The organism is Roseburia sp. AF12-17LB, assembly GCF_003479605.1.
GTDB classification, from domain to species: domain Bacteria; phylum Bacillota; class Clostridia; order Lachnospirales; family Lachnospiraceae; genus Roseburia_C; species Roseburia_C amylophila.
Genome location: NZ_QUHR01000011.1, coordinates 69,046 through 91,098, shown reverse-complemented (window position 1 = coordinate 91,098; position 22,053 = coordinate 69,046). Strand labels below are relative to the sequence as shown.

The following is a 22,053-nucleotide window of genomic DNA, read 5'->3' as shown; positions in this document are numbered from 1 at the left end:
GAGGATAAGATATAACAGTTAATAAATGTTATGAATTAAGTCAAATCAAAACTGGAATTTGTAATTATATTCCATACATATTGGCATTCTTTACAATCACTCTATCTCCTTTTTCTAATTGTTCCTTAGAAACTCCTCTTAACCCAAGTCCAACATGCTCTGTTTTATATCCACAACCATTTGATTTTCGTTCTTTTGTATGTATATCGATGGTAGTAATTATAGTCTCTAATACACCTCCATTTGTTTTATAAACGCACGCATTTTCTCCTTCTCTACACATTCCTGTTGATATGTTTCCTGTGGCAACTGTTCCAACCCCCATAATTGTAAATACATCATCAATAATCAATTCAAAGTCTTCTTTTAAACATAATGGAACATCTAATCTGTTCATATACTCTTTTTCTCGCTCTTTTTTGCTTTTACCAAATAATCCCATAGTGTTTCTCCTTTATAACTTCCGATTGTTTTAATTCTTCTCAGTTCCACCTTCTTGCCCTTCGGACAAGAAGTATCCCTCGCTCAAAGAGCTCGGTCAATTATAAGTTGTTATTTCAATGCTTTTTTATCATTTTCTTTTTCATCATATTATGTTCAAGCTCAACCCATGCGATTTCAGAAAATAGAACTATCATATAAATAACCACCTGAACCACAACGCCATCCAGCTTTTTAATAAAATATCCAAAAACAGCTTGTGTAATAAATAGCACACAACCCAAAATAATAAAATTTCTGCCATGTCTATGGTTCCATTCCGTAACATTTGTCAGTTCCTCTTTACGAAGTGGTTTCTCTCCCGTATTTATTGATACTGGTTTTTCAGACCTATACTGCATAATTCCAAGTATGATAAAAATAAGTGAAACCAATAATGAAATTACCAAATAAATAATTGTAGCTGCCATGTCTATTCCTCCAATTCAGCCTCTGCTTCTGCCCTCTCCGACTCTGTCTGTTTCTTATTCTTCGCATTCTCCATATGCCGGTAAAGGAGTTATTCTTGAATTATAAGATGCACAGTGGGACAGTCCTATGTGCCTCCTTTGTTTTGATACCTCTATTAGATATCAGAACGGTCGTTGCCACAAGCAACACAAATTAACTTTTTCGTTTTTGCCGCAGTAAACTGGATGACCGGTCCGGAAATGAGGATTGTTACTATGGTGCATATGCCAAATTTTCCGCCCAGCATAACACCTGTCACAACCATCACGACATCCAGTACCATTCGTACAATTTTTACCTGCCAGTTGTTCTTCTCTGCAAGAGAAAAAGTCAGTGCCTCATAAGAACCCCGCCCCAGGGAGGCTGCCGCATAAAAACCAGTTCCTATTGCAAAAAGCACAATTCCCAATAACATGATAAGTGCATTTACCCATATATGCGTACTGTACACATGTGCATTTGCAAACAAATCTACACAAAAGCTATACACAATCTGGTAAAGTATCGTGCCGATATGTATCTGTGACCTGTCATAGAAAAACGCAAATACAATCATAACTATGGCTACTATCATGGATGCCGTACCGATGCTTACATGAAATGTTTTTGAAATTCCCTGCCATAATACCGCAAGGGTGGCACCACCAAATCCCGCATACAGCGCCAGCGTAATGCCATATGCCGCAATGACTGAACCAACCACTATAATAATTAATTTTATTGTCCACTCCAATTTACTCATATTATTACTTTTTTTCATTCCATTCACATATCATATTCCATGCTTCATCATCAATTTCTTCATCATGAAACAATTTTCTTTTATCATCTTCTGTTATTTTTCGAATTACACGGCATGGATTTCCTGCTGCAATAGACCAGGATGGAATATCTTTTGTAACAACACTTCCGGCGCCAACTACCACATTATCTCCAATATGTACGCCCGGACATACTACTGTATTTCCGCCCAGCCACACGTTATCCCCGATAACAACCTCTTTTCCATATTCAAAAGCAGAATTCCGCGTATCCGGATAAATCGGATGTCCTGCCGTGTAAATAGAAACGTTGGGTGCCATCTGACAATTATCACCAATTTTTACTTTTGCCACATCGATAATGGTACAGTTATAATTTGCAAAGAAATTTTTCCCCACTTCAATATGTGAACCATAATCGCAGTAAAACGGCGGATTGATACATGCACCCTCCGATTTTCCAAGAAGTTCTTTTACGATTTCTGCAATTCCATCAAAATCTGACCGATCAGCGAAATTAAGTTTTTGCAGAATCTTTCTGCATTTCACCTGTTCTTCCATAACGGTCTCATCTGAAATATAAGCAAGCTGCATATCTCTTCTCTTTTTCATGTCCATTTTCTCATTCTCCTTTTCTTCCGCTTGATATAATATTAAAATATACCTTTTCTATTGATTTTTATATCAAAATCAGCCATAATCATATAACAATCGTTCGCAAAGGAGCTGACCCCATGAAAGTATGTCCAACAACTGTTTTAAATTCAGATGCATCCGAAAATGTTATTTATAATCATCCGGACTTTCCGGCATATATTAAAAAAGGAAATCTCTCCGACTATCCTGATTTTCGTGCAGTCAGCCACTGGCATGATGACCTTGAATTTATTCTAATTTTAGAAGGACAGATGTCTTATGATGTCAATGGACAAAAAATTTTTCTACAGGAAGGCGAAGGAATTTTTGTGAATAGCCACTGTTTTCACTATGGCTATTCCGATGCTCATACTGAATGCTCCTTTATCTGCATTTTGTTGTCTCCTCAGCTTCTTTCCGTAAATGACTCTTTCAAAAAAAATTATTTAAATCCTTTATTGCAAAATATACATTTTCCCTTTCAAAAATTAAATCCAATTATTCAGTGGCAAAATACTATTCTCCATGATCTTAAAATGCTCTATGAAGATAATGCAGATTATTTACAGCCGTTTATTATTCTGGAAAAATTTGCTCATATTTTCAAACTTCTCTCTGAAAATATGAACTTTTTTCCTAACCATACTAAAAATACAGCAGACATTTTATCTCTTGCTGCAATGATTGGATATGTACAAAAGAATTACCAAAATAAAATTCTGCTGAAAGATATTTCGTCTGCCGGAAATTGCTGTAAAACCAAATGTACCTCTCTTTTTCAAAAATATTTGTCCACTTCGCCCATGCAATATTTAAACTGTTATCGTTTGAAAAAATCAATTTTTCTTCTCAGAAATACATCAATTTCGATTACCGAAACAGCCTATGCCTGTGGATTTTCAAGCACCAGTTATTTTTGTGAGCTTTTCCGTAAATTTTACAATACCACACCAGATAAGTATCGGAAAAATGTATAAAAATCATCTTTTCCATTTACAGTTCCAAAATTTTACACTGTTCAAGTCCCGCACTCCAAAACTCCTCAATCGGCATACCTTTCACCTGACAGATAATGCTTGCATTCATCGCACCATGTCCCACAATCAGGATATCCTTACCTTCCTGTAGCTGCGGGTCTATCACTTCCTTCAAAAATGCTCCGGTTCTTGCAAAGAGTTCCTCCCAGGTTTCTGCTCCACCTATCGATTCGTGATATTCTCCCGGCTTTTGAAACAAAATATTAATCGGGCAATCCGGAATAGCAAAGCTGTTTTCGATTCCCTCATAATCGCCAAAACTCATTTCCATCAGCCGTTCGTCTTTTATTATTGGAATTTTCCGGTTTTTTAACACAATTTGTGCTGTCTCAACAGCCCTTATCAACGGAGAACAATAACACACATCTATGTGCAAATCCTTATACTCTTCGCATGCTTTTTCCGCCATCAGGCGTCCTTCTTCATTTAATGGGATATCCGTTCTTCCCTGTATTTTATGTAATGCATTCCATTCCGTTTTTCCATGCCGCATAATATATAACATTTTGAATTTCTCCTAAAATCATAGTTTTTAACTTATCTTTCTGTTTAATAAGCCCCACAAACTCAGGAAACCTATTGCAGCCCCCAGCAACACTCCGGCTACTTTCATTAATTCATTGTTCCTATATTTTTTATCTGGAAGAATGCCCGCTTTATTATAAGAATATTTTATATGATCTGTAGTATATGCAGTTATGGTATCTCCCACCTCATATTCTGTATATACACTTTCCGGCACCTGCATCCGCTTATTATATTCATTCGTTTTTCCACCATGATAATAGACGAAATAATTTTGAGATATGGCATTATCTGCCGAAGCATCTTCGCTCCTTTTATCTGTTATCACTACATCTTCTCTATCATAATCTTCTCCTAGTACCATCTCTTCCATTTGCCTGTCAAGTGCATTCGACATCAAGAATACGTTTAACCAGACCGCCAGAAAAGCTATGCTCAAAGCAGCAAAACAACTCCAGAACAGAACTTTCTTCTGCTTTCCGGTTAATCGTTCTTTTTGTTTCTGATGCTTCGCCAATTTGTTGCTCATGCTGTAATTCTCACATTCTTTCTAATCGTCTTACTTATCATACTTTTCCAGAAAATCCGTTGCCTTATCTTTATCTATATGCAGTTCCTCCTGCAGCAATAAAATAATTTCCTTCTCTGACTTTCCGAATCTGCGTCCAAGCTTTATAACTTCCTTCGTTTTTCCTACTATTTCGCCCTCTTCCAAGCCTTCTTTTCTGCCTTCCTCTTCGCCCTGTTTGCGAATTCTTTCTTCTCTCTCAAAGCTCTTCATATATGCAAGACCTACCTCTCCATCCCGTTTGACTGCAGTTACCATCCGGTGTAACTTTTTCAGGTTTTCGGTGGAAGCATTCTCTACGGATGAATGCTCCATGTAATGCAGTAGCTGTTTTAATTCATCCGGTGGATTTCCTTCACTTCCTCTTGTATACAAAAATATGGTCTGCGCCCCATCTTCATACTTTAACTCCGGCACTTCTACACAGCAGTTCTTAACGGTATACACCATACGATTCAGTCCAAAGGGGTCATAGGTTGTAATGAAAATAACAACAACATTCCGAAGACTTCCATAGGTTTCGCCCGATGGTAAATTTCCGGCATCAATTTTTGCATGATAAAACCGTACTCTTCTTGGTAATGCTGCCATCTCGTTCTTTCCGTCATTCTGGTCCGGTTCTATATCAAAGATTTCACCATTCTCTTCATCCAGATATACATCCAGCCGGATTCCGTGGGTTTCTGTATTCTCTCCGCAAAAGAAACGCTGCGGCACTACCGTAAGCTTTCCTATCTGTCGATGCAGAATGCATTCCAAAATATACCTTGCTGACTGTTCCCCATAAATTTTGTGACTGGTTAAGCTGTTTACTAAAAAGTCATCCACCAGATTCAGTTCTTCTAAAGTTCTCATTTTTCCTCCTTTTCCCATAATGCAGTGAAAAGCAGGATTGCATATATCTCATATTTTCCTAAACTTCCGCCTATTCAATGCACTATGCGTTTATTAATTGTAATTAGAATTTAAAAGCATAGAATTCATTGAATTGATACTAGAAATTTAGACTGGCTTTCGCCATTCGAAAATCAGAATATATGCTTTGTGTTGATTGTAACAAATAAGCCCATTGAATACAAGTAAATTTTTTCCGGCAGACATAACCCGAAAACATAATCTATAGCAGTCTTGTGGAAGAGCAGAATTGATTTGCTTGAACAGAAAAAGACAGCCGCCCTGCCGGACTGCTGCCTCTTTCTGTTTTTATGCTTATGCTTTTATTTCCTAATTTTATTCTGCTTTGTCATCTACTGTAACAGTGATTTTGTTCAGGTGCCAGATATCATCCACATATTCCTGAATCGTACGGTCAGATGAGAATTTGCCGGAAGCTGCAATATTTAAGATTGCTTTTCTAGCCCATTCTTTTTCATCTGCATATGCAGCATTAATCTTCTTCTGTGCTTCCACATAAGAACGGAAGTCTGCCAGAATAAAGTAAGTATCTGCGTACTGTGTGCACTGTGTATTCAGCAGTGAGTTGTAAAGGTCACGGAACAATTCCGGATCATTTGGTGAATAGAATCCGTTGATTAACTGCATCAGAACTTTACGGACATCCTGATCATTGTTGAAAATCTGCATTGGGTCATAATCGCGTTTCTGCTCATGAGCAATCACTTCGTCAGAGCTCATACCGAAGATAAACATGTTTTCTTTGCCGACTTCTTCTGCCATCTCAACATTTGCACCATCCATGGTTCCGATAGTAAGCGCTCCATTCAGCATGAACTTCATATTACCGGTTCCGGAAGCTTCCTTACTTGCGGTAGAAATCTGCTCGCTGACATCTGCTGCTGCAAAAATAATCTCTGCATTGGATACCTTGTAGTCTTCGATAAATACAACCTTAATCTTTCCGTTGATAGACTTATCATTGTTGATGACATCTGCAACAGAGTTGATTAATTTGATGGTAAGTTTTGCATTGCGGTAGCCTGCTGCTGCTTTTGCTCCGAAAATGAAAGTTCTTGGAATAAATTCCATATCCGGATGCTCTTTTAATTCATTGTAAAGATACATTACATGAAGAATATTTAAGAGCTGGCGTTTGTACTCATGCAGACGTTTTACCTGTACATCAAAGATAGAACGAGGATTTACTTCAATTCCGTTGTGTTCTTCGATATAAGATGCAAGACGCAGCTTATTCTGGTATTTGATATTTAAGAATTCCTGCTGAACCTTTTCATCATCTGCATAGAACTCTAATCTCTTGATGCGGGAAAGGTCTGTAATCCAGTCTTTTCCAACATATTTGGTTACCCAGTCTGCAAGCAATGGATCACCATGCATTAAGAAACGACGCTGTGTAATACCATTGGTCTTATTATTAAATTTCTCCGGGAACATCTCGTAGAAATCTTTTAATTCCTGTTTCTTAAGGATTTCTGTATGAAGTGCCGCTACACCATTTACAGAATATCCTGCACAGATTGCCAGATGAGCCATTTTAACCTGACCATCATATACAATTGCCATCTTCTCAATCTTATGGTTGTCTCCAGGATATTTCTGCTGGATTTCCAGTACAAAACGACGGTTAATTTCTTCTACAATCTGGTAAATTCTAGGAAGCAGTCTTGAGAAAATCTCGATTGGCCATTTCTCTAATGCTTCTGCCATGATGGTATGGTTGGTATATGCACAGCATTTTGTTGTAATATTCCATGCATCCTCCCACTCTAAGCCTTCTTCATCCAGTAAGATACGCATTAACTCTGCAACTGCTACGGTTGGATGGGTATCATTCATCTGGAATACTGCTTTTTCAGGAAGCATATGGATGTCTGGATGATTCTTCTTAAATCTTGCAATAGCACGCTGCAAGCTGGCAGATACAAAGAAGTACTGCTGTTTTAAACGAAGCTCTTTTCCTGCGATATGGTTATCATTCGGATAGAGAACTTCTACTAAGTTCTTTGCAAGGTTCTGCTGTTCGATTGCACGATGATAATCACCTTTATCAAAGGAATCCAGCTCGAAGCATTCCATTGGCTCTGCATCCCAGATCATCAATGTATTTACTACATTATTGTTATAACCTACGATTGGCATATCATAAGGAATTGCTTTTACGGACTGATAGCCTTCCTGTACGAATCTAGTTCTTCCATCTGGCTGTGCCTCTGCACGTACATATCCACCAAATTTTACTTCGAAATTGTATTCCGGACGTTTTAATTCAAATGGATATCCATTCTGTAACCAGTTATCCGGCTCTTCTACCTGATAACCATTCTCTATTTTCTGACGGAACATTCCATAATGGTAACGGATTCCACAACCATATGCCGGATATCCCAGAGTTGCCAAAGATTCCATAAAGCAGGCAGCAAGTCTTCCCAGTCCACCATTTCCAAGTGCCGGGTCCGGCTCCTGATCCTCTATGGCATTTAAGTTGATTCCCATTTCCTCTAAAGCTTCTTTCACTTCATTGTACACAGTTAGGTTAATCAGGTTATTGCCTAATGCACGGCCCATTAAGAACTCCATGGACATATAGTATACAATCTTTGGATCTGCTTTATCAAATTCCTGCTGGGTTGCAAGCCACTGGTCAATGATTACATCTTTTACAACGTAGGATACTGCCTGGAAAATTTCCTGCTCGCTTGCTTCATCCATTGTCTTACGATAGAGGTATTTTACGTTCTCAACTACCTCTTTTTTGAAGGTTTCCTTTTCAAACATTTTGCTTTTCATAATGTTCTCCTTTTGTTTCGATTCCGGTGTTTTTTGTGCAAAAAGGGAGCAAGCCACTGTCGGCTCCGCTCCCTTATCTTTATTCTGCTTATTTCTTTTCCACGCCAAGCACAACTGTTTCACCATTAATGTTCCATTCTTTCTGATATCCGTTCACCGTATCAGCCACAACGCTCTCAGCCAGAACTTCTTTTGCAATTTCTTCCCCATATTTTGCAAAGATGTCTTTTACTTTCTGATCTGCCTTATAAGAAACAGTAATTTTATCCATTACTTCAAATCCTGCTTCCTTACGCATTGTCTGGATTTTGCTGATTAATTCTCTTACCATTCCTTCCTCTAAAAGTTCCGGAGTAAGGTTCGTATCAAGAACTACGGTCACTTCATTATCACCTTCTGTCATGTAACCTTCCTGCTGTGTCATGGTGATAAGTAAATCCTCTTCATATAATACAACTTCGTCGCTTATACTGTCAAGTTTCAGTGCACCTGTGCTCTTAAGCTCAGCCATTGCCTTGTTGCCGTCTAATTCTGCAAGTACTTTCTGAATCTGGCCTAAATATTTACCGAATTTCGGTCCAACGGTACGAAGCTGTGGTTTGAAGGTATAGCTAGTATATGCACTGACATCCTCTGTAAATGTCACTTTCTTTACATTCAGCTCATCTTCGATAATCTCTGTAAAGTATTCGGATAATTCAAATGGTGCTTTTACAAACATATTTCCAATCGGCTGGCGGTTCTTGATATTTGCAGTATTTCTGCAGGCACGGCCCATAACAACGATTTTCAATACTTCGTCCATATTTTTCTCTAATTCACTGTCTATCCAGCTCTCGTTTGCCACCGGATAGTCGCAAAGATGGATGCTTTCCGGCGCACTCTTGTCGATGCTGCATACCAGGTTCTGGTAAATTTCTTCTGTCATGAAAGGAATCATCGGCGCTGCTACCTTGCATACAGTTACCAGTGCAGTATAAAGAGTCATATATGCATTGATTTTATCCTGCTCCATGCCCTTTGCCCAGAAACGCTCACGACAACGTCTTACATACCAGTTACTCATCTCATCTACAAATTCATCCAGTGCTCTTGCAGCTTCCGGAATACGATAATTACCCAGATTATTATCTACAGTCTTAATCAGTGTATTGAGTTTGGAGAGAAGCCATTTATCCATAACGGAAAGTTTCTCATAATCCAGTGTATATTTGGTTGCATCAAATTCATCAATATTTGCATACAACACGAAGAATGCATAAGTATTCCAAAGTGTTCCAAGGAATTTACGCTGTCCTTCCTGTACTGCCTTTCCATGGAAACGGTTTGGCAGCCATGGTGCAGAATTGATGTAGAAATACCAGCGGATTGCATCTGCTCCGTAAGTCTCTAATGCATCAAACGGGTCAACGGCATTTCCTTTGGACTTACTCATCTTCTGTCCATTTTCATCCTGTACATGTCCCAATACGATAACATTTTCATATGGTGCTTTATTAAATAATAAGGTAGACTCTGCCATCAGGGAATAGAACCATCCACGGGTCTGGTCTACTGCCTCGGAAATAAACTGTGCAGGGAACTGCTGTTTAAAGAGGTCTTCATTTTCAAATGGATAATGATGCTGTGCAAATGGCATTGCTCCTGAGTCAAACCAGCAGTCAATTACTTCCGGTACACGATGCATTTCGCCGCCACAATCCGGGCACTTGAAGGTTACTGCATCAATGTATGGACGATGTAATTCTACTTTGGCATCATCCGGGTTACCACTGCGCTCTGCTAATTCTGCACGGCTTCCGATACACTCCTGATGTCCACAGGAACACTCCCATACAGGAAGCGGAGTTCCCCAGTAACGGTTACGGGAAATACCCCAGTCCTGAATATTTTCAAGCCAGTCACCGAAACGTCCTTTTCCGATAGATTCCGGAATCCAGTTTACGGTATTGTTATTGCGGATCAAATCCTCTTTTACAGCGGTCATCTTAATGAACCAGGATTCTCTTGCATAGTAAATCAGCGGAGTATCACAACGCCAGCAGTGTGGATATTCATGTTCAAATTTTGGTGCATCAAAGAGCAGTCCTTTTTCTTCCAGGTCTTTTAATACCATTGGGTCTGCTTTCTTTACAAATACACCGGCATATGGAGTTTCTTTGGTAAGTTCTCCTTTTCCGTCTACTAACTGGACAAATGGAAGGTCATATCTACGGCCAACCTGGGCATCGTCTTCACCAAATGCAGGTGCGATGTGAACGATACCGGTACCATCTGTCATGGTTACATAAGTATCACAGGTTACATAGTAGCCTTTCTTATGCTGTTTCTCACAGATTTCCTTTGCGCAGTCAAATAATGGCTCATATTCCTTGTACTCTAAGGACTTTCCTGGGAAAGTATCCAATACTTCATATGCTTTTACGCCATTTTCTTCATCCGCAAATTTGCCAAGTACCTTATCTAACAGTGCTTCTGCCATATAATAAGTATATCCGTCAGCAGCTTTTACTTTACAGTAAGTCTCGTCCGGGTTTACACAAAGTGCAACGTTAGATGGAAGTGTCCATGGAGTTGTGGTCCATGCCAGGAAATATGCATCTTCTCCGATTACTTTGAATCTTACGATTGCGGAACGTTCTTTTACCGTCTTATATCCCTGTGCTACTTCCTGAGAAGAAAGCGGAGTTCCACATCTCGGGCAGTAAGGAACAATCTTGAAACCTTTGTATAACAGCTTCTTATCCCAGATTTTCTTAAGAGCCCACCACTCAGATTCAATGAAATTATCATCATAGGTTACATATGGGTTATCCATATCAGCCCAGAATCCAACGGTTCCTGAAAAATCTTCCCACATTCCTTTGTATTTCCATACGGATTCTTTACATTTCTTGATGAATGGCTCCATACCATATTCTTCAATCTGCTCTTTTCCGTTTAATCCTAAAAGCTTTTCTACTTCCAGCTCTACCGGAAGTCCATGGGTATCCCATCCGGCTTTACGTGGGACATATTTGCCCTTCATAGTCTGGTATCTTGGAATCATATCCTTGATAACACGGGTTAATACATGACCGATATGTGGCTTACCATTTGCAGTTGGCGGTCCATCATAGAAAGTATAGGTCTCGCCTTCTTTCCGGTTCTCCATACTTTTCTTAAAAATGTCATTTTCTTTCCAGAATTTTACGGTCTGTTTTTCTCTGTCCACAAAATTCAGATTTGGGGAAACTTTTTCGTACATGTTAGTCCTCCTTTAAAATTTTCAGTTTCTCGCTAGCCGCGTAAAAAAGAATGTGCCTTGGCACATTCTCGCGCCTGCGGCGGTCGCTTGCGACATCTACCTTATACGCCGCAGTGTGCATCCTCGCGGAGCGTTTTTTACTTTACAGGAAAGCAATTTCCTGTAAAGTAAAAAAGGCGCCGTCCTGTAATAAGGACGCGCGCCTGTCGTTTCTAACCACCTTGTTACAACATACTTGAAGCTTACAGCTTCGCATATACGTTCCCATAACGGGGGAAATCCGTCAGTTTCTACTAACGCAGCTTTGCCTGTTCGAACTGCAACTTGGAAGTGATTTTCATTTTCCATTTACTCATGCCGGTTTCCACCTGCCCCGGCTCTCTTTGACTTTCCATGGAAAACTACTCTCTTCGTCATCGTCTTTTCATATTCTTAATAAGTATAGAACCTGTATTTTTAAATGTCAATTCCTATTTTCAAATTTTCTATATCTACAGATGCTGCCACCGGGAGTTCTTACAGATTTCTGGCAGCTTCTTACAAATACTGAACAACACAAAACGAGGCGGCATCCTTCCGGATACCGCCTCTCGTTTATGTAGGAAACCCGCAATGCGTGTTTCTTATGTTTCATTTACAATATGTCTCTTACAGGATTCTCTTAATCCATCCTTCTGGAGCTTCAATACGTCCCATCTGGATTCCGGTCAGAGTATCATAAAGTTTCTTTGTTACAGGTCCCATTTCTTCCATTCCACTTGGAATTAAGATTTCTTTGCCGTGGTCAACAATCTTTCCGATTGGAGAAATAACTGCTGCTGTTCCGCAAAGTCCTGCCTCTGCGAAGTCTTTTACTTCATCGAAGTATACTTCTCTGTGTTCTACTTTCATTCCAAGATAATGTTCTGCAACATATACCAGTGAACGACGTGTAATGGATGGCAGAATAGAATCTGACTTCGGTGTAACCAGTTTATTATCCTTGGTAACGAAGATGAAGTTTGCTCCACCTGTCTCTTCTACCTTAGTTCTTGTCTTAGGGTCTAAGTACATATTCTCATCAAATCCGTCTGCATGTGCAGTTACGATTGCATGAAGACTCATTGCGTAATTCAGACCAGCTTTGATATTACCGGTTCCGCAAGGTGCTGCACGGTCATAGTCACTGACACGGATGGTAATTGGCTTTGCGCCACCCTTGAAATATGGTCCTACCGGTGTACAGAACATACGGAACTGATATTCATCCGCTGGTTTTACACCGATTACAGGATTTGTTCCCATCATGTATGGTCTGATGTAAAGTGTTGCACCGGAACCATATGGTGGAACATATGCTGCATTTGCTTCTACTACCTTCTGTACTGCATCTACAAAACGCTCTTCCGGGAATACCGGCATTTCCAGTCTGCGTGCTGAATCTGCAAGACGGCTTGCATTTAAGTCAGGTCGGAAAGTAACGATATGTCCATCCTCTGTTGTATATGCTTTCAATCCTTCAAATACGGTCTGTGCATACTGGAATACACCCGCGCATTCATTCAATACAATATCTGCATCATCGGTTAAAGCTCCCTCATCCCATGCTCCGTTTTTGAAATTTGATACATATCTCTTATCGGTCTTTACATAACCGAATCCAAGATTAGACCAGTCTAAGTCCTTCTTTTCCATAATAACATCCTCCATTCATTTGTCGCAAATAGATGTTATAACCTGGTGTTATAGCTTTCTATTGTTCTATGTTTTTTCATTATTTTAGTCCTATAAAAGCTATTTGTCTAGTATTTTTTTCTAGGAATACATAATTTTCTCACTGCCAAACATTTTCGCCAGTACCGTTGATAAAATACCGGTATAAATAAGGTTGCTGACAAGACATGCCACGATATTGATTCCGCTGTAGGAGAAATCAAAAATTCCGGTCATGCCCTGCACGCTGTTATAGAAAGGAATCAGATACCAGTAAAATTCCTTCGGTGCCCCGCTTCCAAGCATGGATGTAATGGAAATTACCATTACCACAACCATCAGCGGCATAATCATGGAACCGGCTTCCTTTACTGTCTTTGCAAATGCTGAAATTACAGCTAATGCTCCAACCAGTACCAATACCGTGGTAAGAATCACCAGCAATAAAAGGATATAATCGGTGACGCTGTATACGCTGGCATCCATTGCATTGGATTCTGTTCCCATTAATTTTGGAAGGGATAACATGGTACCCACAAAACTGGAAATTCCACTTAAAAGTCCGATAATACCAAGGCTGATGATTTTTCCCATGGCAAGCTGTCCACGTTTCATCGGTGTTACCAATAAGGTAGCAATAGTTCCTCTCTCCTTTTCCCCTGCTATGGATTCCGGGGCAATTGCCATACATCCTGAGAAAAGGAATATCATAAGCAGCATTGGAAGCATCATGGAGAAAATCTGTCCGGTACTGTCTTCCTTGCTGGCAAGGTCATATTCTTCGTCACCGCTGTTGACATCGAACTTATTTGCCATAGAAGCTTCATATCCATCTAATACAGAAGCCATAATCTGATAACATGCCGTGGATTCGGTATCTGCGGAATTATAATATAAGGCTACCTGCGGAGCTGGTGTGGTAGCAGTCATGCTGTCATATGCCAGTACATCTGCTTCAAAATTTTCCGGAAATACCATCAGCATTTCCGCATCTTTATCGGTTACCGCCTGCTTCATATCCTCTTCGCTGACACCATCCCGGTCTAAATATTCCACATTGATGTCACTGCCTTTTATCATGGCTGAAACCGAGGATGGCATATTTTCTGCATAAATACGGTAAGTATAATCCTCTTCTGCTTCAAATCTGGAGGTCAGTCCGCTGCCCATGAAGCTGTACATGATATAAATCAGTAAGCCCGGCATTAAAATAGTCGTAAATACCATTCTCTTATCCCCGAAGAAGCGGGCAAGTTCTTTCTTTATAATTGTCATAAGATTGTTTCTCATTCTGCTTCACCTACCGTTTCTTCATAGATTTCAAAGAATCTGTCTTCTAATGATTTGCCATTTTTCACTGCCTCTAATGTATCGCAGATAATCATTTCTCCCTTGATGATAATTCCGACTCTGTCACAGATTTTCTCAATCAGGCTGAAAATGTGGGTAGAAACGATGATGCTCTTTCCTTCTTTCTTAAGCTCTAACAGGAAATCCGTTACTACTTTGGCTGTCAGAACATCAAGGCCGTTGGTCGGTTCATCAAAGATAATGATTTCCGGGTCATGGACTAAGGAAATAACCAAAGAAACCTTCTGTTTCATACCGGTAGACATATCCTTTACTTTCACTTCTGCAAACTGTGTGATGCCGAAGCGGTCAAAAAGTCTCTTCTTTCTTTCATCCCGGACAGCCGGCTCTACTCCATATAAATCCGAAAAGAAATTATATAAATAATTTGGTGTAAAAAAGCCCTCTAATTTCAGTTCACTGGTCAGAAAGCCGATCTTGCCACGTACTTCTTCCGGTGCATTAACAATACTGCTGCCATCTAAAACAGCATCTCCGGAATCCGGTTTAATCAGTGTTGCCAGCATACGAAGTGTGGTTGTCTTTCCGGCTCCGTTTGGTCCAAGCAGTCCAAACACCTCTCCCCGATAAGAAGTAAATGATAAATCATGCACTGCAATTCGCTTCTTCTCATTGGTTTTCTCAATCTTTTGTTGTTTCTGGGATAATGTAAAGGTCTTATTGAGACCCTTTACCTTCATAATCTCCTCCATAACTTCTCCTTTCAGTTATCGTCTTGATTGTACTATTGTATTATTACACCTGTGTGTCTGTGCGTCAAGCACTATTTTTTTCAACGGTTAGTGCTTTCCTTTTACTTTCCGGTATTTCCAGGTAAATGAAGCAAAAAGCACTGAACAGATTTGATTCTCCATTCAATGCTTCTTATGTTCTTCTTAAAAATTCTCAAAATTATGCTGCAGATAATCCTCTAAATCCTGATAGTCATCCGGTGCTTTCATTTCACCATCAAACTGATATTCATAACGTCTTAGGAATTCATCCGGCCCACTGGTTCTGCCTGCTGCATGAATAATCAAAAGCCAGTACGTTACAAATGCAAGTATACCAACTACAGCTGTTACAATACCTGCAACTGCCATTCCAGGGTTCTGTTTTTGTTTCACCAGATGTATAATTCCAAAAACAATTGCCAGAATTGCAGTTATAATATTGATTCCGGTGCAAAATAATACCAGTGAAATCAGCCCCAACACCATGGATGCAACTGCGAAACCTTTTCCCGGCTCCTCTTTCCGGTTATCTGCCGGACGCTGATTGTAATTTGGCGGGTACGGATTCCCATACTGCGGATTCTGGTTCTGATTCGGCGGGTATGGATTCCCATACTGCGGATTCTGGTTCTGATTCGGCGGGTATGGATTCCCATACTGCGGATTCTGATTTTGATTCAACGGATATGGATTCCTGTTATCTGGATACATTCTGCTTCACCAATTCCTTTTTAATAATAGTAGCTATATCCCAAAGAACTTAATGATACTGCACCAACGATGTACAGGATAAGTACCAGCACCAGAAGTGCAATGGTAATAATACTGCAGACAATACCTGCTGTTGCCATTGGGGAATGCTCGTTTTTCTTATTATAAAGAATGCCAAGGATTAATCCTACAATTGCACAAGGAAGTCCTACAATCCAGAAACAGATTGCCGGGATGGATACAATTCCCAGTACCATGGATGCAATTGCCATTCCTTTTCCGGATGAAACCGGCTGGTTGTAACCATACTGTGTCTGGTCGAAGCTTCCATATGCCTGCTGCTGTGGCTGCTGATAAGTTCCATATCCCTGCTGGGACTGGTCATAACCATAGTTCTGCTGTGCATACTGCTGATTCTGGTTATAAGCCTGCTGGTCATAATTCTGCTGTGGCTGTTCATATGCCTGCTGTGGCTGGCTATATGTCTGCTGTGGCTGACTATATGTCTGCTGTGGCTGGCTATATGTCTGCTCATTCGTTCCATTTTCAGTGTTGAAATTTTCTTCACTCATTATAATACATCCTCCATTAGTATAAAATATTTTCTCCCATTTATTGTAACAAATGCCTACCCCCATTACAAGAAAAATAAATGAAATTATAAAATTTTTATAAATTTTTTCTCATATATTTTATCATAAACTTTGCAAATCCGAAAAAAATGGTTATAATGAAGCATATTTATACTCATTACTTGCTTTTTTGTAAGTAAAAGTCTATAATTCATCTGACAAGACACCTGTATTTACAGATATAAAAGAAAGGAATATCACATATGAGTACATTAAATTTGACATTGTTGACTGATCTTTATGAGATGACAATGATGCAGGGATACTTTAAAACCGGCAACCGTGATGTGGCTGTTTTTGACGCTTTTTACCGCACCAATCCATGTGATGGCGGTTATGCAGTCTGCGCGGGATTAGACCAGATGATTGACTATATCAAGAATCTTCATTTTGACGAAGAGGATATTTCCTATTTAAGAAGTTTATCCATCTTTGATGAAGACTTTTTAACTTATTTAAGTAACTTTAAATTCTCCGGTGATATCTATGCAATTCCGGAAGGAACTCTGATTTTTCCAAGAGAGCCTCTTGTAAAAGTGGTTGCTCCGATTATGGAAGCCCAGTTAATCGAAACTGCAGTCTTAAATATCATCAACCACCAGAGCCTGATTGCCACCAAGGCTGCCCGCGTATGCTACGCTGCCCAGGGCGATGGCGTCATGGAATTTGGTTTAAGACGCGCCCAGGGTCCTGATTCCGGAACCTACGGTGCCAGAGCTGCTGTTATCGGCGGCTGTAAAGGTACTTCCAACGTCCTTGCCGGTCAGATGTTTGACGTCCCGGTACTTGGAACCCACGCCCATAGCTGGATTATGAGTTTCCCGGATGAATATACCGCCTTCAAGAAATATGCAGAGCTTTATCCATCTGCCTGCATCCTTCTTGTCGATACCTATGATACTTTAAAATCCGGTATGCCAAATGCCATCAAGGTATTTAAAGAAATGAGAGATGCCGGCATTCCGCTTACCTACTACGGAATCCGTATGGACAGTGGCGACCTTGCTTATCTTTCCAAGAAAGTCCGCAAAATGTTAGATGATGCCGGATTCCCGGACGCAGTTATCTCCGCTTCCAATGATCTGGATGAGTATCTGATTGAAAGCTTAAAGATTCAGGGGGCTACCATTACTTCCTGGGGTGTTGGAACCAACTTAATTACTTCCAAAGACAATCCTGCTTTCGGCGGTGTATACAAGCTGGCTGCTATCCAGAATGAAGCCGGTGAATTCATTCCAAAGATTAAGCTTTCCGAAAATGTGGAAAAAGTTACAAATCCTGGCAATAAAACTGTTTATCGTATTTATGATAAAGAAACCGGTAAGATTAAGGCTGACCTTATCTGTCTGGTGGGCGAAGTCTTTGATGAATCCAAGGACATGAAGCTCTTTGACCCGAACGCCCCATGGAAGAAAACAACTCTTCCTGGTGGAAGCTATACGCTGCGTGAACTTCTTGTTCCGGTTTTCCAGAAGGGCGAATGTGTTTACGAATCTCCAAGTGTTATGGATATTCAGCGTTACTGCACCAGAGAAAAAGATACCATCTGGGATGAGACAAAACGTTTCGTAAATCCACAGGAAATCTACGTTGATTTATCCGACAAATTATATGAAATGAAAACTGCTCTCTTAAATAAAGAGCATATGTAACTACAAGAAACACTCTTTGCGAGCATGCAATTTTTCTCGTTACTCGCATAAAAAAGAAACCGCCTTTACCGTTTTCATATCATTCCCGGCATAAGGTGGTTTCTTTATATAAGCAATAATGCCCTCTGTTGTTTTTCTTTTCTACAAACCTACGCTCGTTTATTCACATTTTTTCTTTCAGCTTAGTTAAATCCGACAATCTTCTGGGTCAGCTTATATGCTGCAACGGAAATCTTTCTTCCACCCTTACCCGGAAGATTCATGGACTGTCCTAAAATCCCCCTTCTTAAATGATGGAAGAGACGAAGATCATAACCTTTGATATAAGACCACAGTTCCCGTTTCTTCATGAGATTTTCTTCTGTCTCGGAACGCAGGCAAAGTACTGTTGATACTACAGTAATAATTTCAAGGTAATTAAACATATATTTTCTTAATTTTGGGTTTGCAATTTTCCACAAATTCACTTCTTCTATCATCAGTTTATTTACCTTAATCTGCTGATCAATTCTTCCAATCATAACCTTTTCATTGACAGACTGGTCTTCCCTTCCGATAAAATAACGATAGAAATCCACATTCATATAATACATGGTCTTTACATATGGCAACGGATTGTATACAAAAAGATTATCCACATAGAAGGTGTGTCTTGGCAACTCAAGTCCGCAATCCTTTAATAACTGAGTACGGTAAATAACAGAATGCATCAGAATATAATGTCCCTTGCTGATATGCCTTACATCAGACCAGGTAAAGACTTCATTTTCCGGGAACATTCTGGTATATTTCATTACTTTTTTATGCTCTGCGCCCTGCTTCTCATATACGAAATTGCTGATAAACATATCAAGAGTAGTACTTCCGCCCACAAGTTCCCGTAATTTAGCAAGAATCTTGTGATAGCTCTCTTCATCTACCCAGTCATCACTGTCTACCACTTTAAAATACAGTCCGGTTGCATTGGCAATACCGGTATTTACAGCTGCACCGTGTCCACCATTTTCCTGATGGATTGCCTTAATAATAGTAGGATATTTCTTCTGATAACGGTCAGCAATCTCTGCTGTTGCATCCTTTGAGCCGTCATCTACGATTAAAATCTCCACATCTTCTCCACCTGTCAGCAGTGTTTCAATACAATGTTCCATATAATCCTGTGAATTGTAACATGGAATGGTTACTGATAATAATTTCATTCTTTTTCTCCAATCGTTTTTCGAAACATTTTATTTTAAAAGTTCTTTGGTAAGTTCTAATGCTTTCTCTGTCATGGCATCAATATTATAATATTTGTATTCTGCCAGTCTTCCCAAAAGATGCATGTTCGGATATTTTCCGGTCAGTGCTTTATATTTTTCATATAATGACTGATTTTCTTCATTTAAAATGGCATAATAAGGAATCTCTCCTTCTGCTCCACTGTATGCAAATGGATATTCCTTTACAATCGTGGTTCCATCTGCCTGCTGCCCGGTCAGATACTTAAACTCCGTAATTCTGGTATAATCCTCGCTTACCGTATAATTTACAACACTGTGTCCCTGATAATCCGGTTTGTCATAATATTCAAAATCAAAGCGGAGTGAACGATATGGCAGTCTTCCATAACAGCATGCAAACAACTCATCCAATGCTCCGGTATAAATGACATTTCCTTCGAATTTCTTTCCATCAAAATAAATGCCGTCCTCTGTAAATTTCAGTACCTCTCCGGCATCTACACCAGTTCTCACCTCAATGTCCGGATGGTCTAACATCTTTTCGAACATTGCAGTATAACCGTCCTTTGGCATACCCTGATATTTATCCTGGAAATATCTGTTATCATAAGAAATCAGCACCGGCACACGTCCTGTTACCTCCGGGCTTATCTCCTCTGGTTTCTGTCCCCACTGCTTCATCGTATAATAAAGGAAAACATTTTCGTATACATAATCCGCAATCTTCCGGATATCTGCATCTTCATTTTCCCGTAATTTCATAATTGGAACCCGGCTTCCCTCTCCGTATGCGGCAATCAGCTTCTGCTCTAACCGGTCTGCCTGCTCTTTCCCATAAACCATATGTAAAGTATTCAGGTTAAATGGTACCGGAATCAGTGTCCCATGCACATTTGCTACTACCTCATGGCCAAAGAAATACCAGTCTGTAAATCTTGACAGATACTGATATACTTCTTCCTTATTTGTATGAAAAATATGTGGACCATATTCATGTATTACAATTCCATGGTCATCCGGTCTGTCATAACAGTTTCCTGCAATATGATTTCTCCGTTCCAATAAAAGAACCTTCTGCTTTCCTTCCTCTGCCAGCTTTCTTGCTGCCACACTGCCGGCGATTCCGGCTCCGATTACAATGCTGTCGTACATTTCTGTTCTCCTTCCCCTTGGTAATCCTCATTCAATTATACACATTTGTCATTTGTTTTCCAATTCATTTTTTCTTAGGATTTCTTTAAGGCACTTCGTTTACAATTTATTCATATTTTATTTACAGCCTTCTAACAATCCGGGCATATTGTTTTCACATTCTGCTTTTATACTATAACTAAGCTGAGAAAGAAAAAAGCGATAATTTTATTTTTTCATAGACCTTGCATCTGATGCAAGGTTCCTCCCAAAAAATAGTGTTTTTAACACTTACCATAAAAAATCTTTTTCATATGAAAGGCCGGTGATAATCACCGGCTCCCTCTTTTTTCTATGGCTTTTCTGCTATTCTTCCTTATATCTGTCATTTCCAAGACGAATGTTCATATATCCTGTGTATCTGGAAAATGCTGCCGGAATCGGATACTGTTCTTCCGTTTCTTTCACATCCACAAAGAGCATGTTCTGATACTCCTGCTCCGTCTCATCAATCTGCACTGCATATCCTGTCATATGCCATTCAATATGGGAAAAAATATGCCTGCTGTCTTCTAATTTTTTCAAACGAATCGGTGACAACCCCATTTTCTTAAGATAGGTAATAACTTCCTCTTCCTTAAGATGCCCTTCCACATTTGGAAATTCATAGAGTCCAGCTAAAAGTCCCTTGTTGGCCCGTTTATGCAAAAGAACCTTATCCTCTGCCTTTATAACAAGAACTGTTCTGTCCTCTATCCTTCTTGCCTTCGCCTTGCTCTTTACCGGAAGTTCTCTCCAGCGTCCGCTCTTTTGTGCCCGGCAGACTTCTTTCCAAGGACATGCTTCGCATAAAGGTGCCCCATTCGGCAGACATACCGTTGCACCAAGCTCCATCAGTGCCTGGTTAAAAGCTCCCGCCCTGTTTTCCGGCATAATTTCCAATAAATCCTTCTCCATTGCCGTCCGCACAGATGCTTTCATGATATCCGCATCATCCTCTGTTACCCGGGATATGACACGGAGCACATTTCCATCCACCGCCGGTACCGGAATGCCAAATGCGATAGATGCGATGGCTCCTGCCGTATAATGACCAATTCCTTTCAACTTTGTCAGTGCCTCATAATCTGCCGGAAGCTCTCCATGATAATTCTCCATGACCGTCTGTGCTGCAATCTGCATATTTCTCACCCGGTTGTAGTATCCAAGTCCTTCCCAGAGTTTCAAAAGCTTCTCCTCCGGGCATTCTGAAAGTGCTGCTACATCCGGCAGTTCCTTTAAAAACCGGTCAAAATATGGTTTTACCGCTTCCACTCTGGTCTGCTGCAGCATAATTTCAGACACCCACACCCGGTATGGAGTCGGCTCATTGCGCCAGGGCAACACTCTGGCATGGTCTTTAAACCAATTTAATAATGGTTCTATCAGGGTTGTCAGGTCAAATGGTTCTCTCATGGTTCCTCTTTCTAATTCTATTTCTGTTTCGTGGGTGCAGGGT

19 protein-coding genes are annotated in these 22,053 nt (G+C 40.0%); 2 read left to right on the top strand and 17 right to left on the bottom strand.

All coding sequences use genetic code 11. The features are described from left to right. Window positions 1–64: 64 nt before the first annotated feature. From DWV68_RS12370 to DWV68_RS12355, 4 genes are all read right to left on the bottom strand, one after another. Window positions 65–442 carry a hypothetical protein gene (locus tag DWV68_RS12370; protein WP_118665947.1) on the bottom strand — a complete coding sequence of 126 codons (378 nt, stop codon included), beginning with the start codon at window positions 440–442 and terminating at the stop codon, window positions 65–67. Between the two features lie 115 nt (window positions 443–557). After that, window positions 558–911, bottom strand: coding sequence for a hypothetical protein (locus tag DWV68_RS12365; RefSeq protein WP_118665946.1), 354 nt, complete (start codon window positions 909–911; stop codon window positions 558–560). Window positions 912–1,066: 155 nt separating this feature from the next. Then, window positions 1,067–1,711, bottom strand: coding sequence for a YitT family protein (locus DWV68_RS12360; RefSeq protein ID WP_330419942.1), 645 nt, complete (start codon window positions 1,709–1,711; stop codon window positions 1,067–1,069). Then, window positions 1,698–2,330, bottom strand: a complete 633-nt coding sequence (locus DWV68_RS12355; RefSeq protein ID WP_118665945.1) for a sugar O-acetyltransferase — start codon at window positions 2,328–2,330, stop codon at window positions 1,698–1,700. Before DWV68_RS12355 ends, DWV68_RS12360 begins: the two co-directional genes overlap by 14 nt. 116 nt (window positions 2,331–2,446) lie before the next feature. Here DWV68_RS12355 and DWV68_RS12350 point away from each other — a divergent pair, with 116 nt between their 5' ends. After that, window positions 2,447–3,325 carry a helix-turn-helix transcriptional regulator gene (locus DWV68_RS12350; RefSeq protein ID WP_118665944.1) on the top strand — a complete coding sequence of 293 codons (879 nt, stop codon included), beginning with the start codon at window positions 2,447–2,449 and terminating at the stop codon, window positions 3,323–3,325. Between the two features lie 16 nt (window positions 3,326–3,341). On the opposite strand, the gene DWV68_RS12345 is transcribed toward DWV68_RS12350, so the two are convergent. The 10 genes from DWV68_RS12345 to DWV68_RS14790 form a co-directional block, all read right to left on the bottom strand. Beyond that, entirely contained in the window at window positions 3,342–3,890 is a 549-nt protein-coding gene (locus DWV68_RS12345; RefSeq protein ID WP_118665943.1) for a histidine phosphatase family protein, read from the bottom strand. 27 nt (window positions 3,891–3,917) lie between these two features. Then, window positions 3,918–4,439 carry a hypothetical protein gene (locus tag DWV68_RS12340; RefSeq protein WP_118665942.1) on the bottom strand — a complete coding sequence of 174 codons (522 nt, stop codon included), beginning with the start codon at window positions 4,437–4,439 and terminating at the stop codon, window positions 3,918–3,920. Between the two features lie 30 nt (window positions 4,440–4,469). Further along, complete coding sequence (locus tag DWV68_RS12335) at window positions 4,470–5,333, bottom strand: Rpn family recombination-promoting nuclease/putative transposase (RefSeq protein ID WP_118665941.1); 864 nt, start codon at window positions 5,331–5,333, stop codon at window positions 4,470–4,472. Window positions 5,334–5,708: 375 nt separating this feature from the next. Next, window positions 5,709–8,183, bottom strand: a complete 2,475-nt coding sequence (locus tag DWV68_RS12330) for a glycogen/starch/alpha-glucan phosphorylase (RefSeq protein ID WP_118665948.1) — start codon at window positions 8,181–8,183, stop codon at window positions 5,709–5,711. An 88-nt stretch (window positions 8,184–8,271) separates the two neighbouring features. Next, window positions 8,272–11,430: an isoleucine--tRNA ligase gene (gene ileS, locus DWV68_RS12325; protein ID WP_118665940.1), complete on the bottom strand. Its 3,159-nt coding sequence runs from the start codon at window positions 11,428–11,430 to the stop codon at window positions 8,272–8,274. 648 nt (window positions 11,431–12,078) lie between these two features. Then, entirely contained in the window at window positions 12,079–13,104 is a 1,026-nt protein-coding gene (locus DWV68_RS12320; RefSeq protein WP_117841706.1) for a branched-chain amino acid aminotransferase, read from the bottom strand. A gap of 120 nt (window positions 13,105–13,224) precedes the next feature. Beyond that, window positions 13,225–14,412: an ABC transporter permease gene (locus tag DWV68_RS12315; protein ID WP_117699084.1), complete on the bottom strand. Its 1,188-nt coding sequence runs from the start codon at window positions 14,410–14,412 to the stop codon at window positions 13,225–13,227. Further along, complete coding sequence (locus DWV68_RS12310) at window positions 14,409–15,185, bottom strand: ABC transporter ATP-binding protein (RefSeq protein ID WP_117699085.1); 777 nt, start codon at window positions 15,183–15,185, stop codon at window positions 14,409–14,411. Before DWV68_RS12310 ends, DWV68_RS12315 begins: the two co-directional genes overlap by 4 nt. Window positions 15,186–15,368: 183 nt before the next feature. After that, complete coding sequence (locus DWV68_RS12305) at window positions 15,369–15,917, bottom strand: DUF4190 domain-containing protein (protein WP_117699086.1); 549 nt, start codon at window positions 15,915–15,917, stop codon at window positions 15,369–15,371. A 20-nt stretch (window positions 15,918–15,937) separates the two neighbouring features. Next, on the bottom strand, window positions 15,938–16,489 hold the full coding sequence (locus DWV68_RS14790; protein WP_243089557.1) for a DUF4190 domain-containing protein: 552 nt from the start codon (window positions 16,487–16,489) through the stop codon (window positions 15,938–15,940). Between the two features lie 263 nt (window positions 16,490–16,752). Here DWV68_RS14790 and DWV68_RS12295 point away from each other — a divergent pair, with 263 nt between their 5' ends. After that, window positions 16,753–18,201, top strand: coding sequence for a nicotinate phosphoribosyltransferase (locus DWV68_RS12295; protein WP_117698549.1), 1,449 nt, complete (start codon window positions 16,753–16,755; stop codon window positions 18,199–18,201). A gap of 182 nt (window positions 18,202–18,383) precedes the next feature. Here the strand turns inward: DWV68_RS12295 and DWV68_RS12290 are convergent, their stop codons facing one another. The 3 genes from DWV68_RS12290 to mutY all read right to left on the bottom strand — a co-directional run bounded on the left by DWV68_RS12290 (window position 18,384) and on the right by mutY (window position 22,010). Further along, entirely contained in the window at window positions 18,384–19,400 is a 1,017-nt protein-coding gene (locus DWV68_RS12290; RefSeq protein ID WP_117698548.1) for a glycosyltransferase family 2 protein, read from the bottom strand. A 30-nt stretch (window positions 19,401–19,430) separates the two neighbouring features. After that, the gene (gene glf, locus DWV68_RS12285; RefSeq protein WP_118665939.1) at window positions 19,431–20,576 is read right to left on the bottom strand and encodes a UDP-galactopyranose mutase; all 1,146 of its coding nucleotides are present in this window, start codon (window positions 20,574–20,576) and stop codon (window positions 19,431–19,433) included. A 345-nt stretch (window positions 20,577–20,921) separates the two neighbouring features. Then, complete coding sequence (mutY, locus tag DWV68_RS12280) at window positions 20,922–22,010, bottom strand: A/G-specific adenine glycosylase (protein ID WP_118057274.1); 1,089 nt, start codon at window positions 22,008–22,010, stop codon at window positions 20,922–20,924. Window positions 22,011–22,053 lie beyond the last annotated feature (43 nt).

Bases quoted from the DNA above. Each gene is read 5' to 3' on its own strand.
- DWV68_RS14790 (WP_243089557.1), bottom strand. From the start codon at position 16,489: ATGAGTGAAGAAAATTTCAACACTGAAAATGGAACGAATGAGCAGACA.
- DWV68_RS12315 (WP_117699084.1), bottom strand. From the start codon at position 14,412: ATGAGAAACAATCTTATGACAATTATAAAGAAAGAACTTGCCCGCTTC.
- DWV68_RS12305 (WP_117699086.1), bottom strand. From the start codon at position 15,917: ATGTATCCAGATAACAGGAATCCATATCCGTTGAATCAAAATCAGAAT.
- DWV68_RS12340 (WP_118665942.1), bottom strand. From the start codon at position 4,439: ATGAGCAACAAATTGGCGAAGCATCAGAAACAAAAAGAACGATTAACC.
- DWV68_RS12320 (WP_117841706.1), bottom strand. From the start codon at position 13,104: ATGGAAAAGAAGGACTTAGACTGGTCTAATCTTGGATTCGGTTATGTA.
- DWV68_RS12335 (WP_118665941.1), bottom strand. From the start codon at position 5,333: ATGAGAACTTTAGAAGAACTGAATCTGGTGGATGACTTTTTAGTAAAC.
- ileS (WP_118665940.1), bottom strand. From the start codon at position 11,430: ATGTACGAAAAAGTTTCCCCAAATCTGAATTTTGTGGACAGAGAAAAA.
- glf (WP_118665939.1), bottom strand. From the start codon at position 20,576: ATGTACGACAGCATTGTAATCGGAGCCGGAATCGCCGGCAGTGTGGCA.
- DWV68_RS12290 (WP_117698548.1), bottom strand. From the start codon at position 19,400: ATGAAATTATTATCAGTAACCATTCCATGTTACAATTCACAGGATTAT.
- mutY (WP_118057274.1), bottom strand. From the start codon at position 22,010: ATGAGAGAACCATTTGACCTGACAACCCTGATAGAACCATTATTAAAT.
- DWV68_RS12370 (WP_118665947.1), bottom strand. From the start codon at position 442: ATGGGATTATTTGGTAAAAGCAAAAAAGAGCGAGAAAAAGAGTATATG.
- DWV68_RS12365 (WP_118665946.1), bottom strand. From the start codon at position 911: ATGGCAGCTACAATTATTTATTTGGTAATTTCATTATTGGTTTCACTT.
- DWV68_RS12350 (WP_118665944.1), top strand. From the start codon at position 2,447: ATGAAAGTATGTCCAACAACTGTTTTAAATTCAGATGCATCCGAAAAT.
- DWV68_RS12345 (WP_118665943.1), bottom strand. From the start codon at position 3,890: ATGTTATATATTATGCGGCATGGAAAAACGGAATGGAATGCATTACAT.
- DWV68_RS12330 (WP_118665948.1), bottom strand. From the start codon at position 8,183: ATGAAAAGCAAAATGTTTGAAAAGGAAACCTTCAAAAAAGAGGTAGTT.
- DWV68_RS12310 (WP_117699085.1), bottom strand. From the start codon at position 15,185: ATGGAGGAGATTATGAAGGTAAAGGGTCTCAATAAGACCTTTACATTA.
- DWV68_RS12355 (WP_118665945.1), bottom strand. From the start codon at position 2,330: ATGGACATGAAAAAGAGAAGAGATATGCAGCTTGCTTATATTTCAGAT.
- DWV68_RS12360 (WP_330419942.1), bottom strand. From the start codon at position 1,711: ATGAAAAAAAGTAATAATATGAGTAAATTGGAGTGGACAATAAAATTA.
- DWV68_RS12295 (WP_117698549.1), top strand. From the start codon at position 16,753: ATGAGTACATTAAATTTGACATTGTTGACTGATCTTTATGAGATGACA.